This window comes from Streptomyces sp. NBC_00820, from assembly GCF_036347055.1.
Classification (GTDB): Bacteria; Actinomycetota; Actinomycetes; order Streptomycetales; family Streptomycetaceae; genus Streptomyces.
The window spans coordinates 1,750,801-1,767,189 of record NZ_CP108882.1 but is presented as its reverse complement, the minus strand read 5'-3'; the positions used below and the strand labels follow the sequence as shown (position 1 = coordinate 1,767,189).

At 69.9% G+C, this 16,389-nt stretch carries 11 protein-coding genes; 8 read left to right on the top strand and 3 right to left on the bottom strand.

Going from position 1 to position 16,389, the window contains the following annotated elements:
- Window positions 1-2: 2 nt before the first annotated feature.
- From metH to OIB37_RS08090, 4 genes are all read left to right on the top strand, one after another.
- A complete protein-coding gene (gene metH / locus OIB37_RS08105) occupies window positions 3-3,518 on the top strand; it encodes a methionine synthase (RefSeq protein WP_330456846.1) in 3,516 nt (1,171 codons plus the stop codon).
- A 194-nt stretch (window positions 3,519-3,712) separates the two neighbouring features.
- Window positions 3,713-4,453 carry an HAD family hydrolase gene (locus OIB37_RS08100; protein WP_330456845.1) on the top strand — a complete coding sequence of 247 codons (741 nt, stop codon included), beginning with the start codon at window positions 3,713-3,715 and terminating at the stop codon, window positions 4,451-4,453.
- 430 nt (window positions 4,454-4,883) lie between these two features.
- Window positions 4,884-6,488, top strand: a complete 1,605-nt coding sequence (locus OIB37_RS08095) for an ABC transporter substrate-binding protein (RefSeq protein ID WP_330456844.1) — start codon at window positions 4,884-4,886, stop codon at window positions 6,486-6,488.
- A gap of 68 nt (window positions 6,489-6,556) precedes the next feature.
- A complete protein-coding gene (locus OIB37_RS08090) occupies window positions 6,557-8,137 on the top strand; it encodes an ABC transporter substrate-binding protein (protein ID WP_330456843.1) in 1,581 nt (526 codons plus the stop codon).
- A 114-nt stretch (window positions 8,138-8,251) separates the two neighbouring features.
- Here OIB37_RS08090 and OIB37_RS08085 read toward each other — a convergent pair whose 3' ends face one another.
- Both OIB37_RS08085 and OIB37_RS08080 read right to left on the bottom strand, forming a co-directional pair.
- Entirely contained in the window at window positions 8,252-8,923 is a 672-nt protein-coding gene (locus OIB37_RS08085; protein ID WP_330456842.1) for a response regulator transcription factor, read from the bottom strand.
- Between the two features lie 14 nt (window positions 8,924-8,937).
- Window positions 8,938-9,855, bottom strand: coding sequence for a RecB family exonuclease (locus tag OIB37_RS08080; RefSeq protein ID WP_330461793.1), 918 nt, complete (start codon window positions 9,853-9,855; stop codon window positions 8,938-8,940).
- Window positions 9,856-10,069: 214 nt separating this feature from the next.
- Between OIB37_RS08080 and OIB37_RS08075 the strand changes: the two genes are divergently transcribed.
- The 3 genes from OIB37_RS08075 (at window position 10,070) to OIB37_RS08065 (ending at window position 13,429) form a co-directional block, all read left to right on the top strand.
- A complete protein-coding gene (locus OIB37_RS08075; protein WP_330456841.1) occupies window positions 10,070-11,656 on the top strand; it encodes a site-2 protease family protein in 1,587 nt (528 codons plus the stop codon).
- Window positions 11,657-11,706: 50 nt separating this feature from the next.
- Window positions 11,707-12,609, top strand: a complete 903-nt coding sequence (locus OIB37_RS08070; protein WP_330456840.1) for a tRNA (adenine-N1)-methyltransferase — start codon at window positions 11,707-11,709, stop codon at window positions 12,607-12,609.
- Between the two features lie 238 nt (window positions 12,610-12,847).
- Window positions 12,848-13,429: a hypothetical protein gene (locus OIB37_RS08065; protein ID WP_330456839.1), complete on the top strand. Its 582-nt coding sequence runs from the start codon at window positions 12,848-12,850 to the stop codon at window positions 13,427-13,429.
- 241 nt (window positions 13,430-13,670) lie between these two features.
- Here OIB37_RS08065 and OIB37_RS08060 read toward each other — a convergent pair whose 3' ends face one another.
- Window positions 13,671-13,973, bottom strand: a complete 303-nt coding sequence (locus tag OIB37_RS08060; RefSeq protein WP_330456838.1) for a ferredoxin — start codon at window positions 13,971-13,973, stop codon at window positions 13,671-13,673.
- Window positions 13,974-14,493: 520 nt separating this feature from the next.
- Between OIB37_RS08060 and arc the strand changes: the two genes are divergently transcribed.
- A complete protein-coding gene (arc, locus tag OIB37_RS08055) occupies window positions 14,494-16,260 on the top strand; it encodes a proteasome ATPase (RefSeq protein ID WP_330456837.1) in 1,767 nt (588 codons plus the stop codon).
- Window positions 16,261-16,389 lie beyond the last annotated feature (129 nt).

Genomic DNA, 16,389 nt, shown 5'->3' with positions numbered 1-16,389 from the left:
TCATGGCCTCGTTGCCAACGACCCCTTCCACCGACAGCCGGACCCGTGCGTCCGCACTCCGCGAGGCGCTCGCCACCCGCGTGGTGGTCGCCGACGGAGCGATGGGCACGATGCTCCAGGACCAGGAGCCCACCCTGGAGGACTTCCAGGACCTCGAGGGCTGCAACGAGATCCTCAACCTCACCCGCCCGGACATCGTCCGCTCCGTCCACGAGGCGTACTTCGCCGTGGGTGTCGACTGCGTCGAGACCAACACCTTCGGCGCCAACCACTCCGCACTCGGCGAGTACGACATCGCGGACCGCGTCCACGAGCTGTCCGAGGCCGGCGCCCGCATCGCCCGCGAGGTCGCCGACGAGTACACCGCCAAGGACGGCCGCCACCGCTGGGTACTGGGCTCCATGGGCCCCGGCACCAAACTGCCCACCCTCGGCCACGCCCCCTACACCACCCTGCGAGACGCCTACCAGCGCAACGCCGAGGGCATGATCGAGGGCGGCGCCGACGCGCTGCTCGTCGAGACCACCCAGGACCTGCTCCAGACCAAGTCGGCCGTCCTCGGCGCCCGCCGCGCCCTGGAGGTCGCCGGCCTCGACCTGCCGCTCATCGTGTCCGTGACCGTCGAGACCACCGGCACCATGCTGCTCGGCTCCGAGATCGGCGCCGCCCTGACCGCGCTGGAGCCGCTCGGCATCGACATGATCGGCCTGAACTGCGCCACCGGTCCCGCCGAGATGAGCGAGCACCTGCGCTACCTCGCGCGCAACGCCCGCATCCCGCTGTCCTGCATGCCCAACGCCGGACTGCCCGTCCTCGGCAAGGACGGCGCCCACTACCCGCTGACCGCACCGGAACTCGCCGACGCGCAGGAGACCTTCGTCCGCGAGTACGGCCTCTCCCTCGTCGGCGGCTGCTGCGGCACCACCCCCGAGCACCTGCGCCAGGTCGTCGAACGCGTCCAGGGCCTGACCCCGCCCGCCCGCGACCCGCGCCCCGAAGCGGGCGCCGCCTCCCTCTACCAGTCCGTACCCTTCCGCCAGGACACCTCCTACCTGGCCATCGGCGAGCGCACCAACGCCAACGGCTCCAAGAAGTTCCGCGAGGCCATGCTGGAGGCCCGCTGGGACGACTGCGTGGAGATGGCCCGCGAGCAGATCCGCGAGGGCGCGCACCTGCTCGACCTGTGCGTCGACTACGTCGGCCGCGACGGCGTCGCCGACATGGAGGAACTCGCCGGCCGCTTCGCCACCGCCTCCACCCTGCCGATCGTCCTCGACTCCACCGAGATCGACGTCATCCGGGCCGGCCTGGAGAAGCTCGGCGGCCGCGCGGTGATCAACTCCGTCAACTACGAGGACGGCGACGGCCCCGACTCCCGCTTCACCCGGGTCACCCGGCTCGCCAAGGAGCACGGCGCAGCCCTGATCGCCCTCACCATCGACGAGGAGGGCCAGGCCCGCACCCCCGAGAAGAAGGTCGAGATCGCCGAACGGCTCATCGCCGACCTCACCGGGAACTGGGGCATCCGCGAGGAGGACATCCTCATCGACACCCTGACCTTCACCATCTGCACCGGTCAGGAGGAGTCCCGGGGGGACGGCATCGCCACCATCGAGGCGATCCGCGAACTGAAGAAGCGGCACCCGGACGTGCAGACCACGCTGGGCCTGTCGAACATCTCCTTCGGCCTCAACCCCGCCGCCCGGATCCTGCTCAACTCCGTCTTCCTCGACGAGTGCGTCAAGGCCGGCCTGGACTCGGCGATCGTGCACGCCTCCAAGATCCTGCCCATCGCTCGCTTCGACGAGGAGCAGGTCCGTACGGCCCTCGACCTGATCCACGACCGCCGCGCCGAGGGCTACGACCCCCTGCAGAAGCTCATGCAGCTCTTCGAGGGCGCCACCGCCAAGTCCCTGAGGGCGGGCAAGGCCGAGGAACTGGCCGCGCTCCCGCTGGACGAACGCCTCAAGCGCCGCATCATCGACGGCGAGCGCAACGGTCTGGAGGCCGACCTCGACGAGGCCCTGGCGGAGCGGCCCGCGCTCGACATCGTCAACGAGACCCTCCTGGACGGCATGAAGGTCGTCGGCGAGCTCTTCGGCTCCGGCCAGATGCAGCTGCCGTTCGTCCTGCAGTCCGCCGAGGTGATGAAGACGGCCGTCGCCCACCTCGAACCGCACATGGAGAAGTCCGATGCCGAGGGCAAGGGCACCATCGTGCTGGCCACCGTGCGCGGCGACGTCCACGACATCGGCAAGAACCTCGTCGACATCATCCTGTCCAACAACGGCTACAACGTCGTCAACCTCGGCATCAAGCAGCCCGTCTCCGCGATCCTGGACGCCGCCGAGGAACACGGCGCCGACGTCATCGGCATGTCCGGCCTCCTGGTCAAGTCCACGGTGATCATGAAGGAGAACCTGGAGGAGCTGAACCAGCGCGGCCTCGGCGCCCGGTTCCCCGTCATCCTCGGCGGCGCGGCCCTCACCCGCGCCTACGTCGAACAGGACCTCCACGAGATCTACGAGGGCGAGGTCCGCTACGCCCGCGACGCCTTCGAGGGCCTGCGCCTGATGGACGCCCTGATCGGCGTCAAGCGCGGCGTTCCCGGAGCGCGGCTGCCCGAGCTGAAGCAGCGCCGTGTCCGCCCCGCGGCCACCGTCGAGACCGTGGAGCGCCCCGAGGAGGGCCACGTCCGCTCCGACATCGCCATCGACAACCCCGTGCCCACCCCGCCCTTCTGGGGCACCCGCGTCATCAAGGGCATCCAGCTCAAGGAGTACGCGAGCTGGCTCGACGAGGGCGCGCTGTTCAAGGGCCAGTGGGGCCTGAAGCAGGCCCGCGCCGGGGACGGTCCGTCGTACGAGGAACTCGTGGAGAGCGAGGGCAGGCCCCGTCTGCGCGGCCTGCTCGACAAGCTCCAGACCGACAACCTGCTCGAAGCGGCCGTGGTCTACGGCTACTTCCCCTGCGTGTCCAAGGACGACGACCTGATCATCCTGGACGAGGCGGGCAACGAACGCACCCGCTTCACCTTCCCGCGCCAGCGCCGCGGCCGCCGGCTGTGCCTGGCCGACTTCTTCCGCCCGGAGGAGTCGGGGGAGACCGACGTCGTCGGCCTCCAGGTCGTCACCGTCGGCTCCCGGATCGGCGAGGAGACCGCCCGGCTCTTCGCCTCCGACTCCTACCGCGACTACCTCGAACTGCACGGCCTGTCCGTGCAGTTGGCCGAGGCGCTCGCCGAGTACTGGCACGCCCGGGTGCGTTCCGAACTCGGCTTCGCCGGTGAGGACCCCGCCGGCATCGACGACATGTTCGCCCTGAAGTACCGCGGCGCCCGCTTCTCCCTCGGCTACGGCGCCTGCCCCGACCTGGCGGACCGCGCCAAGATCGCCGACCTGCTGCGGCCGGAACGCATCGGCGTCCACCTGTCCGAGGAGTTCCAGCTGCACCCCGAGCAGTCCACGGACGCCATCGTGATCCACCACCCCGAGGCGAAGTACTTCAACGCCCGCTGAGCCCTCGGGGGATTCGGCCGCGGGCACACCGAACCCCCCCTCTGACCTGCGCCGGAGGTGTTGCAAGGGATACCCCGACGCGGGCCGGATAAACGAGGCGCTTCGCCCGCCGGCGACGTACACTGGTCGGTCCACTGCAGGCCGGTTCCCTGTCCGGGAACCGGCCTGGCCGTCCCTCAAGGAGGTGCGCCCGGATGACCGGTACGGTCCCCGCGCCCGGAACCCTTTCCCACGCCCACGGCCCCGCACGGGCGGGGCAGACCCCCACGGCCGAAGGTCTCACCCTGCAGGCGGTGCTCCTCGACATGGACGGCACCCTGGTGGACACCGAAGGCTTCTGGTGGGACGTCGAGGCCGAGGTGTTCTCGGCCCTCGGCCGCACCCTCGACGAGTCCTGGCGGCACGTCGTGGTCGGCGGCCCCATGACCCGCAGCGCCGGCTTCCTCATCGAGGCCACCGGCGCCGACATCACCGTCGCCGAACTCTGCGTCCTGCTCAACGACGGCTTCGAGGACCGCATCGGCCGGAGCCTGCCCCTGATGCCCGGCGCCGCCCGGCTGCTCGCCGAACTCCACGAGCACGCCATCCCCACCGCCCTGGTCTCCGCCTCCCACCGGCGCATCATCGACCGCGTCCTGAGCGTCCTGGGCCCGCACCACTTCGCCCTCTCCATCGCCGGCGACGAGGTCTCCCGCACCAAGCCCTACCCGGACCCCTACCTGCTCGCCGCCGCCGGACTGGGTGTGAACCCGGCCCGGTGCGCCGTCGTGGAGGACACAGCGACCGGCGTCGCCGCCGCCGAGGCGGCGGGCTGCCAGGTCATCGCCGTACCCTCGATCGCCCCCATCGCCCCGGCCGAGCGGCGCACGGTCGTCACCTCCCTGGAAGAGGTCGACCTGACATTTCTGCGCGGCTTGATGACGCAAATGCGCTAGCCGTTCACCCAGCGTGCAAATCCCATTGAGGCGCTGGGCAAAATTCCCCCGACGTACACCCGGACCGAATTCGGGGCCGTTCACCTGGCCGAATTCAGCTATTGGCCATCGGGGTCGGAATTGTGACCTTCCCCACTCCGGGCGGTCTCGACATCGTTGTCCACATGTGCTGAACGGCCCGATCCGTGGCCGCTCGGCGCGCCCTTGTGTCCCGATTGGTGGATCACTGCACCAATCCTTCCGCGGCATGGTTTTCAGTGCGTCCACACCCGGTTCCACTGCGTGATGGGTACTCAACTCACGCGACTGCGAACGCTCCTGCGAGCGCGGACTAATCTCATCGCGAGAACATCGCACAACCCCCCGTGAACCGCCGCACCACTCATGCGTGACGGGTACACGGAAACGAACAGCTCTGGAGAAAGTCCGCATGAACCGCAAGACTTTGGTGCTGCCGGCAGTGGCCGGACTGCTGACGCCGGTTCTCGCTGCCTGCGGCGGATCCGACGACGGGGGCAAGAGCGGTGACGCCATCACCGTCGGCACCACGGACCGGTTCGTGGCCACCAGCGACGCACCCGCGCCCCTCGACCCGGCCTTCGCCTACGACGTCGGCTCCTGGAACGTCCTGCGTCAGACGCAGCAGACCCTGATGACCCAGCCCAAGGGCGAGGGCCAGCCGGTCCCCGAAGCCGCCGAGAGCTGCGGCTTCACCGACAGCGGCAACGAGCGCTACGCCTGCAAGCTGCGCGACGACCTGAAGTTCGCCAACGGCGACCAGATCACGGCCGCCGACGTCAAGTACTCCATCGAGCGCGTGCTGCGCATCAACGCCGACACCGGCGTCGCCGCCCTGCTCAACACCATCGACACCGTCGAGACCCAGGGCGAGCGGGACGTCGTCTTCCACCTCAAGACCGCGGACGCCACCTTCCCGTTCAAGCTGTCCACGCCGGTCGCCGACATCGTCGACCCGAAGTTCTACCCCAAGGACTCGCTGCGCAAGGGCTTCGACGTCGACGGCTCCGGCCCCTACACCTTCCAGGCCACCGTCTCCGGTGACTCGATGGTCAGCGCCACGTTCACCAAGAACCCCTCCTACAAGGGCAGCGTGCCGCTGAACAACCAGAAGGTCGTGCTGCGCTCCTACAAGGACGCGGACGAGATGGGCGCCGCGATCGACAAGGGCGACATCGACGTCATGACCCGCAACATGTCGCCGACGCAGATCCAGAAGCTCGACTCCGGCTCCGACAAGAACGCCGAGATCGTCGACATGCCGGGTATGGAAATCCGCTACCTGGCCTTCAACACCGACGCGCCCACCGTCAAGGACAAGGCCGTCCGCCAGGCCATGGCCCAGCTGATCGACCGCGGCGAACTCGTCTCCAAGGTCTACGGCTCCCAGGCCGAGCCCCTGTACTCGCTCGTCCCGGCCACCCTGACCGGCCACTCCAACTCGTTCTTCAACAAGTACGGCAACCCCAGCGCCGCCAAGGCCAAGGAGCTGCTGGCGCGCGCCGGCATCACCACCCCGGTGAAGCTGACCATGCACTACACCAGCGACCACTACGGTTCGGCCACCAAGCAGGAGTTCCAGATCCTGCAGCAGCAGCTGAACGGCAGCGGCCTGTTCGACGTCTCCATCCAGGGCCACCCCTGGGCGACGTTCCGTCCCGCCGAGCTCAAGGGCCAGTACGACGTCTTCGGCATGGGTTGGTTCCCCGACTTCCCCGACGCGGACAACTTCCTCGCGCCCTTCCTCGACAAGGACAACGTCCTCAAGTCGCCCTACACGAACAGCACCATCCAGCGCGCGCTGATCCCCGAGTCCCGTCGTGAGGCGGACCGGCTCGACGCCGCCAAGAGCCTGACGGAGATCCAGGACACCGTCGCCGACGAGGTCCCCGTCCTCCCCCTGTGGCAGGGCAAGCAGTACGTCGCCGCGCGGGACGACATCACCGGCATCTCCTACGCGCTCAACTCCACCTCGACGCTTCAGCTGTGGGAGCTCGGCCGTGGTGTGAGCGGCTGACGTCTCTCGTGTGCCCGGGGCCCGGGACCGTGGCCCCGGGGTGACGAACCGACAAGAAGGCACATGCTGTGAACATGCGCAACCAGTGGCCGGTCCTGCCCATCGTGGCGGGGCTGGCCTCCGGCCTGTTGACCGGCTGCGGCTCCGACACCGGTGACTCCGGGGGAACCGGCTCCTCCGTGGTGGTGGGGATGTCCGACGACGTCCTGGCCACGGACCCGGCATCCGGCTACGACCCCGGCTCCTGGCTGTTGTTCGACAATGTCTTCCAGTCGCTGCTCACCTTCCCCCGGGGCGGCACCCAGCCCGTACCCGAAGCCGCCAAGGACTGCTCCTTCGGCAACGACCGGGCCACCGTCTACCAGTGCGAGCTGCGGCCCGGCCTGAAGTTCAGCAACGGCGACGACCTCACCTCCGAGGACGTCAAGTTCTCCTTCGACCGCATGCTGAAGATCAACGACCCCGCCGGGCCCGCGGTCATGTTCCCCTCGCTCGGCAAGGTCGAGACACCGGACGCCAGGACCGTCGTCTTCCGGCTCAAGGTCCCCGACGCCACCTTCCCCAGCAAGATCGCCTCCGGTGCCGGCTCCATCGTCGACCACCGGCAGTACGACGCGGCCGGCCTGCGCAAGGACGACAAGGCCGTCGGCTCCGGTCCCTACCAGCTGGACTCCTTCGGCAAGGACGCCGCCGTCTTCTCGGTCAACCCCCACTACGAGGGCACCGCCAAGACCAGGAACTCCGGCGTCACCCTGAAGCTCTTCCACAGCGACCGGGCCGCGCTGAAGAAGGCCCTCCTCGCCGGCGACGTCGACATCGCCTACCGAGGACTGACCGCCGCCGACGTCTCCGGCATCGACCAGCAGGGCGGCACCAAGGGCGTCGACGTCGTCGAGGGCAGCAGCGCCGAGGTCCAGCACCTGGTCTTCAACATGAAGGACCCGGTCGCCGGCAAGCTCGGCGTCCGCAAGGCCATGGCCTACCTCATCGACCGCGACGCCCTCATCAGCGACGTCTACCAGGGCACCGCCACCCCGCTCTACTCGATCGTCCCCGCCGGCATAGCGGGCCACAACACGGCCTTCTTCGACACCTACGGCGCCCGCCCCTCCAAGGCCAAGGCCGCCGAGGCACTCCGCGCCGACGGCATCACCGGCAAGGTCAAGCTGACCCTGTGGTCCACCCCGTCCCGCTACGGTCCCGCCACCGACGCCGAGCTGCGGGCCTTCGCCGCCCAGCTCAACGCCAGCGGCCTGTTCGAGGCCGACGTGAAGTCCGTCGCCTTCGCGCAGTACGAGAAGGACATCGAGCAGGGCAAGTACGGCGTCTACGTCAAGGGCTGGGTCCCCGACTACCCCGACGCCGACAACTTCACCGCGCCGTTCTTCGGCCGGGGCAACGTGCTGGGCAACAACTACACCAACAGTCTGATCACCGGCACCCTCATCCCCGGCACCGCCGCCCAGAGCGACCGCGCCGCCACCGACCGGGAATTCGGCCGGCTCCAGGACATCGTCGCCGACGAGCTGCCCGTCCTGCCGGTCTGGCAGGCCAAGCAGTACGCCGTCGTCCGTGACGGCGTCTACGGCCTGGAGTACTGCCTGGACGCCTCGACCGTGTTCCGCTTCTGGGAACTCAACAAGGCCTGACGGCCCCCCGGCCCCGGACGCACCGACGGCGAAGGGCGCCCTCCCACGCAGGGAGGGCGCCCTTCGCCGTCGCACCCCGGACCGGCCCGGAGACCGGCCCGGAAACCTCGGCGGCTACTGCCCGCCGGGACGCACCAGACCGCTCTCGTACGCGTACACCGCGGCCTGCACCCGGTCCCGGAGACCCAGCTTGGTCAGCACATGACCCACATGCGTCTTCACCGTGGTCTCGCTGACGAACAGATCGGCGGCGATCTCCGCGTTCGACAGGCCGCGCGCCACCAGCTTCAGCACCTCCACCTCACGGTCCGTCAGAGTGTGCAGGGTGTCCGGCGCCGGCTCCTCACCCGACGGCAGGTGCGTGGCGTACTTGTCCAGCAGACGGCGCGTGATGCTCGGCGCCAGCAGCGCCTCACCGGCCGCCACCACCCGGATCGCCTGCACCAGCTCATGGGCCGGGGCGTCCTTCAGCAGGAAACCGCTGGCCCCCGCGCGGAGCGCCTCCACCACGTACTCGTCCAGATCGAACGTGGTCAGCACGAGCACCTTCGCCGGACCGTTCCGCTCGGGCCCGGTGATCTGCCGGGTCGCCTCCACCCCGTCCATCCGGGGCATGCGGATGTCCATCAGCACGACATCCGGCTGCAGCGCACGCACCTGATCGAGGGCCTGCAGACCGTCACCGGCCTCGCCGACGACCGCGAGGTCCTGCTCCGCCTCCAGAATCATCCGGAACCCGGTACGCAGCAGCGGCTGGTCGTCGACCAGTAGGACGCGGATGGCCACGTGACACTCCTTCGCTAGTCCGCGCTCATTGTGCCCTGCGCACCGCCACCGGACTCGGCCGCCCTCACCGACGGCGTCCCGGCCTCCCCGACCGGCAGCGGATACGGCGGGGGAGTGCCCCCGAACTCCGGACAGTGCGCCTGGTGGTCGCACCAGCCGCACAGCTTCGTCGGCCGCGGCCGCCAGTCCCCGGACTCCGTCGCCTCACGGATCGCCTCCCACAACGCGAGCAGCTTGCGCTCCACCCGCTCCAGGTCGGCCACCACCGGGTCGTAGGTCAGCACGTCCCCACTGCCCAGGTACACCAGCTGCAGCCGCCGCGGAATCACGTTCTTCAGCCGCCACACCACCAGGGCGTAGAACTTCATCTGGAACAGCGCGCCCTCGGCGTACTCCGCGCGCGGCGCCTTGCCCGTCTTGTAGTCGACGATGCGCACCTCACCCGTCGGCGCCACGTCCACCCGGTCGATGATCCCGCGCAGCCGCAGCCCCGACTCCAGCTCCGTCTCCACGAACAGCTCCCGCTCGGCCGGCTCCAGCCGCGTGGGGTCCTCCAGCGTGAACCAGCGCTCCACGAGCCGCTCCGCCTCACCGAGCCAGCGCGCCAGCCGCTCGCCCTCGGCGTCGTCCGCGAACAGCTCCGTGACCTCCGGCCTGCTCTCCCGCAGTCGGTCCCACTGCCCCGGAATCAGCGACTTCGCCCGCGGCGCCGTCCGCTCCGCGGCGGGCGCGTCGAACAACCGCTCCAGCACCGCGTGCACCAGGGTGCCCCGCGTCGCCGCCTCGCTCGGCTTCTCCGGCAGCCGGTCGATCACCCGGAACCGGTACAGCAGCGGGCACTGCATGAAGTCACTGGCCCGCGACGGAGACAACGAGGCCGGAGCCACGACGGCACGCGCGACCACCACCGGCTCCTCCGTCCCTTCGCCCATGCCGGCCGCCCCCGATTCCTCGCTCCTGCTGTCCATGTCCACAGACCATACGGCCCACCACTGACAGTCACCCAGCCGCGGACCGCACCGGCCTCGCGTCCACGGGGCGAAGACAGGGGGTGCCGGGGCGGAACGCGCCACCCCGGCCGCATACCATCGACCCGAGACCCTTCCGCCCGGCAGGAGCGGAAGACGCTTCGAACGAGGGGACACCGTGGACGTGAGCGGCGGGAGCGGGCAGCCGCGGTCCGGCAACGACGAGCCGACCCAGCACCCCGCGACTCCTACGACCCCGGCACCCGAGGAGACCGCACTCCACTCCTCCCGGCGCTCCGGCCCCGAACGTCCGGAACCGGCCGAGGACCCCCGGGCCACCCCCGGGAAGCCGGCACCCGGCGACGAGACGCACGACGCGCACGACACGCACGCCGAACCGGGCACGGACGCCACGAGCCCCGAACCCGGCACGGACGCGCGAACCCCACAGACGAGCCCGGAGCCGGACTCCGGCGGGGACACCCGGGACACGGGCACCCATACAGGGACCCATACCGGGACAGGAACCGGAACCGGTGAAGTCGAGAGCGAACACCGCTCGCTCGCCCACTCCGGGATCGCCAAGGGCGAGCCGCCGCGACCCAGGCCCGAGGAACCCGGAGGCGGCCTGCTCATGGGACGGCTCTTCGGCGTACCCGTGTACGTAGCGCCCAGCTGGTTCCTCGTCGCCGCCCTGATCACCTGGGTCTTCGGCGGCCAGCTCGACCGCGTGCTGCCCGAGCTCGGCGCCGCCCGCTACCTGGTCTCCCTGTTCTTCGCGGTCGCCTTCTACGCCTCCGTCCTCGTCCACGAGCTGGCCCACACCGTCGCCGCGCTCCGCTTCAAACTCCCCGTCCGCCGCATCCAGCTCCAGTTCTTCGGCGGCGTCTCCGAGATCGAGAAGGAGGCCGAGACCCCGGGACGGGAGTTCGTCCTGGCCTTCGTCGGACCACTGCTCTCCCTCGTCCTCGCCGGAATCTTCTACCTGGCGATGAAACCCGTCGAACCCGCCAGCGTCCCCGGCGTCCTGCTGGCCGGCCTGATGATCTCCAACCTCTTCGTCGCCATCTTCAACCTGCTCCCCGGCCTCCCCCTCGACGGCGGCCGCATGCTCCGCGCCGTCGTCTGGAAGATCACCGGAAAGCCCATGAGCGGCACCGTCGCCGCCGCCTGGGTCGGCCGCGCCCTCGCCCTCGCCGTCCTCGTCGGCCTGCCCCTGCTCAACCAGTCCGGCGTCCTCGGCGGCGACGGCGAGGACGTCAGCGGCATGGACACCGTCACCGACGCCCTGCTCGCCGCCATCCTCGCCGCCATCATCTGGACCGGCGCCGGCAACAGCCTGCGCATGGCCCGCCTGCGCGAACACCTCCCGGAACTCAGGGCCCGCACCCTCACCCGCCGAGCCGTCCCCGTCGAGACCGACACCCCCCTGTCCGAGGCCCTGCGCCGCGCCAACGCCGCCGGCGCCCGCGCCCTCGTCGTCGTCGACGCCGACGGCAACCCCCTCTCCCTGGTCCGCGAGGCCGCCATCGTCGGCGTACCCGAACACCGCCGCCCCTGGGTCGCCGTCAGCGGCCTCGCCCAGGACCTCACCGACGGCATGCGCGTCTCCGCCGAACTGTCCGGCGAGGAACTCCTCGACACCCTGCGGGCCACCCCGGCCACCGAGTACCTCGTCGTCGAGCAGACCGGCGAGATCTACGGCGTCCTGTCCGCCGCCGACGTCGAGCGCGCCTTCGTCAAGGCCATGGCCCGCCCCAGCTGACCCACCCGCGTGTGGTCGGCACCCTCCTCGGGTGCCGGTAGGCTGGTCACATGTCCGAACCGACCGGTGCCGCCCGCAGGCGCGGGCCCTTCAAGGTCGGGGACCAGGTTCAGCTGACCGACCCCAAGGGCCGCCACTACACGTTCACGCTCGAAGCCGGGAAGAATTTCCACACCCACAAGGGCTCCTTCCCGCACGACGAACTGATCGGTGCTCCCGAGGGCAGCGTTGTCCGCACCACCGGCAACGTGGCCTACCTCGCGCTGCGCCCCCTGCTCCCCGACTACGTCCTGTCCATGCCCCGAGGGGCAGCTGTCGTCTACCCGAAGGACGCGGGGCAGATCCTCGCCTTCGCCGACATCTTCCCCGGCGCCCGCGTCGTCGAGGCCGGCGTCGGCTCCGGCTCGCTCAGCAGCTTCCTGCTGCGCGCCATCGGCGATGAGGGCATGCTGCACTCCTACGAGCGCCGCGAGGACTTCGCCGAGATCGCCAAGCAGAACGTCGAGCGCTACTTCGGCAGCTCCCACCCCGCCTGGCAGCTCACCGTCGGCGACCTCCAGGACAACCTGTCCGACACCGACGTCGACCGCGTCATCCTCGACATGCTCGCCCCCTGGGAGTGCCTGGAGGCCGTCTCCAAGGCCCTCGTCCCCGGCGGCATCCTGTGCTGCTACGTGGCCACCACCACCCAGCTCGCCCGGACCGTCGAGTCCATCCGGGAGATCGGCTGCTTCAACGAGCCGACCGCCTGGGAGAGCATGATCCGCAACTGGCACGTCGAGGGCCTGGCCGTCCGGCCCGACCACCGCATGATCGGCCACACCGGCTTCCTGCTCACCGCCCGCCGCCTCGCGGACGGCGTCGAGCCGCCCATGCGCCGCCGCCGCCCCGCCAAGGGCGCCTACGGCGAGGACTACTCCGGACCCAACGCCGACGGCGGCGCCGGCCGCTGACCGGCCCCACACCGGCCACAACGCCAGGGCGCCGTGGCCGAGTTCCCCACCTCCACCGGGAACTCGGCCACGGCGCCCCTGCGTTGCCCCGACGTGCCGGTGCGTGCGGCGCCACGCGCGCGGACGGTCCCGCCCGCTCGGGAACCCCGGACCGACCCCGCCGTTCCCCCGCACTGTGACGTGTGGCACCATGCAGGCCACCCCCTCACCGGCACAGCCCTCACAGGAGACACTCCTCGTGCAGCAATCCGCCGTCCCGGAGCTTGCCCACACGCACACCCGGCCCATCCACTGGGTCGGCACCGCCACGGCGGTCGCCGGCGTGATAGCCCTGTCCTCCGCCATACAACCCGCATCGGCCACGGCAGCCCAGCCGTCCGCCGGTGCTCCGGCCAGACCCGCCCCCACCCACGTCGCGCCCCCCGGCACGACCGGCGTCACCTTCCCCCTCCAGTGCGGGCCCGTGAAGGCGCTGGTGGTGAAGAAGGCCGACGGCGACCTGGACGGGGACGGCAGAGCGGAAACCGTCGCCGTCGTGCACTGCGACGCCCCCATGGGCACCCCGCCGGACGCCGTCTACGTCGTGACCCGGGGCGCCGACGACGCCAAGCCCCGCGTGGTCGCCACCCTCGTCGATCCCAAGGACCGGATCACCGTCACCGACTTCGCCCTGCGCGCGGGAACGATCACCGCCACGCTGCTCGGCTACTCGACCGTCGACGTACCCCGTTGCTGCCCCGACGTGAAGACCCCCGTCAAGTGGCAGTGGAACGGCCACGCGTTCATCCGCTCCACGCCCGCCGAGACCCACAGCGTCTGACCCGGGGCGCCGGCCCGGGAGCTCCCGGCCCAGGACGTCCGGTACGGGCCTGCCGGCCCCCGGCGTCCGGCCCGGGGCCCGCGGTCACCGGCGTCGGGTCCGGGGCCCTGCGGTCCGCGGGGCCGAAGGCCCGCCCACGGCGGGCCCGACGGGACTCACCCGCATACGGCAACGGCCGGCGTCCGTGGGACACACGCGCACAGGACTTCGCGCGTACGCCCCCGCGGACGCCGGCCGGCGCTCACTCCGCTTCCGGCCCGTACACCTCGACCCTGTCCGAAACCCGGCGCACGTGGATGCAGTCGCCCGGACACTCACGCGCCGAGTCCACCACGTCCGTCAGGAGCGGCAGCGGCACCGGGGTGGTCGCCCCCGCGTGCTGGAGCAGCTCGTCGTCCGCGCCCTTCACATAGGCCAGCCCGTCGATGTCCAGCTCGAACACCTCCGGCGCGTACTGGACGCAGATCCCGTCACCGGTACACAGGTCCTGGTCGATCCAGACCTCCAGCGCCTCGCTGTCCGGGGCCTCCTGCTGCACGCTCATCTCTCCTGCCGTCGGTTCGCCGGGCGGTCGTCCGGCGGGCACAGGCCAGCCGGGTCCGCTCCAGCGGCTGTTGGACATCCCGACCCTACCTCCGCCCGCTTTCCCCTCGTGTGCGACAGGGTGAGGGGTTTCCTCCCGCACCCCCTCGGGTACAGGCGGCACACCGGGGAAGGGAGCCCCGAAGGCCGCGGGGCACAGTTCAAGCCGCCCCGCAGGTGACATCCATCGGCTCGACCGTCGCTCTGCGTGATGATCGTGCGAGCGCCCTCGCGCATGCCCGCGAACCGGCCAACCGGCCCGGAGCAGACAACTCAGGCCACTCCTGAAGGGTTTTGACTCTTCCCGGCCCGGAACAAGCCGCTTCTGAATCACGTTGAGTGGGTATCCCCTCCGTGCAAGAGGGAGCGCACCGGGTGACCGACGACACACCTTGACAGTCTTTGTGATCTAGGGGTTTCAATCGACACCCACCCAGGTAGGGTCTGGAAGCGTCCAGCTCCCCTTGGAGGAGGTGAGGACCGTGGCAGCCCACGACGACGACATGAACCGCGGCATCCGCCCGGGACGAGGGTCCGACGACCCGGCCGGGCAGATCGCCTACCTTGAGCAGGAGATCGCCGTCCTGCGACGTAAGCTCGCCGACTCTCCGCGGCACACGAGGATTCTCGAGGAGCGGATCGTCGAGCTGCAGACCAATCTGGCCGGCGTCTCCGCGCAGAACGAACGACTGGCCAACACCCTCCGGGAGGCCCGCGACCAGATCGTGGCCCTCAAGGAGGAGGTCGACCGGCTCGCCCAGCCCCCGGCAGGCTTCGGCGTTTTCCTGCAGGCGAACGAGGACGGCACCGCCGACATCTTCACCGGCGGTCGCAAGCTCCGCGTCAACGTCAGCCCCAGCGTCGAACTCGACGACCTCAGGCGCGGCCAGGAGGTCATGCTCAACGAAGCGCTCAACGTGGTCGACGCCATGGAGTACGAGAGCGTCGGCGACATCGTCACCCTCAAGGAGATCCTCGAGGACGGCGAACGAGCCCTGGTGCTCGGGCACACCGACGAGGAGCGGGTGGTACGGCTCGCCGAACCACTGCTGGACGTCACCATCCGCCCCGGTGACGCCCTCCTGCTCGAACCCCGCTCCGGCTACGTCTACGAGGTCGTGCCCAAGAGCGAGGTCGAGGAACTGGTCCTCGAAGAGGTCCCCGACATCGGCTACGAGCAGATCGGCGGCCTCGGCAACCAGATCGAGGCCATCCGCGACGCGGTCGAGCTGCCGTACCTCTACCCCGACCTGTTCAAGGAGCACGAGCTGCGCCCGCCCAAGGGCGTCCTGCTCTACGGGCCCCCCGGATGCGGCAAGACGCTCATCGCCAAGGCGGTCGCCAACTCGCTGGCCAAGAAGGTCGCCGAGGTCACCGGCCAGGCCTCCGGCAAGAGCTTCTTCCTCAACATCAAGGGTCCCGAGCTCCTCAACAAGTACGTCGGTGAGACCGAGCGGCAGATCCGTCTCGTCTTCCAGCGTGCCCGGGAGAAGGCCAGCGAGGGCACCCCCGTCATCGTCTTCTTCGACGAGATGGAGTCCCTCTTCCGCACCCGCGGATCCGGCGTCAGCTCGGACGTGGAGAACACCATCGTCCCGCAGCTCCTCGCCGAGATCGACGGTGTGGAAGGCCTGCAGAACGTCGTGGTCATCGGTGCCTCCAACCGCGAGGACATGATCGACCCCGCCATCCTGCGTCCCGGCCGCCTCGACGTGAAGATCAAGATCGAGCGCCCGGACGCCGAAGCGGCCAAGGACATCTTCGGCAAGTACCTCACCGAACGCCTCCCGCTGCACGCGGACGACCTCGGGGAGCACGGCGGCGACAGGACGACCACGGTCCAGAGCATGATCCAGACCGCGGTCGAGCAGATGTACGCCGAATCCGAGGAGAACCGCTTCCTGGAAGTCACCTACGCCAATGGCGACAAGGAAGTCCTGTACTTCAAGGACTTCAATTCCGGCGCCATGATCGAGAACATCGTGGGCCGCGCCAAGAAAATGGCGATCAAGGACTTCCTGGAGAAGAGCCAGAAGGGCCTCCGCGTCTCCCACCTCCTCCAGGCCTGCGTGGACGAGTTCAAGGAGAACGAGGACCTCCCCAACACCACCAACCCGGACGACTGGGCCCGCATCTCCGGAAAGAAGGGCGAACGGATCGTCTACATCCGTACGCTCATCACCGGAAAGCAGGGAGCGGACACCGGACGTTCCATCGACACGGTGGCGAATACCGGCCAGTACCTGTAATCGCAGGGCGGCTGCGGGTGGCCCCGGCGGGCCCCCGCAGCCGCCTGCTTTTCAGGCCAGGCCGGAACAGGCAATGACGCAAATGATCTCCCCACCGGCGCAAAGGCGTTCTAGGCTCTTTCCTACCGC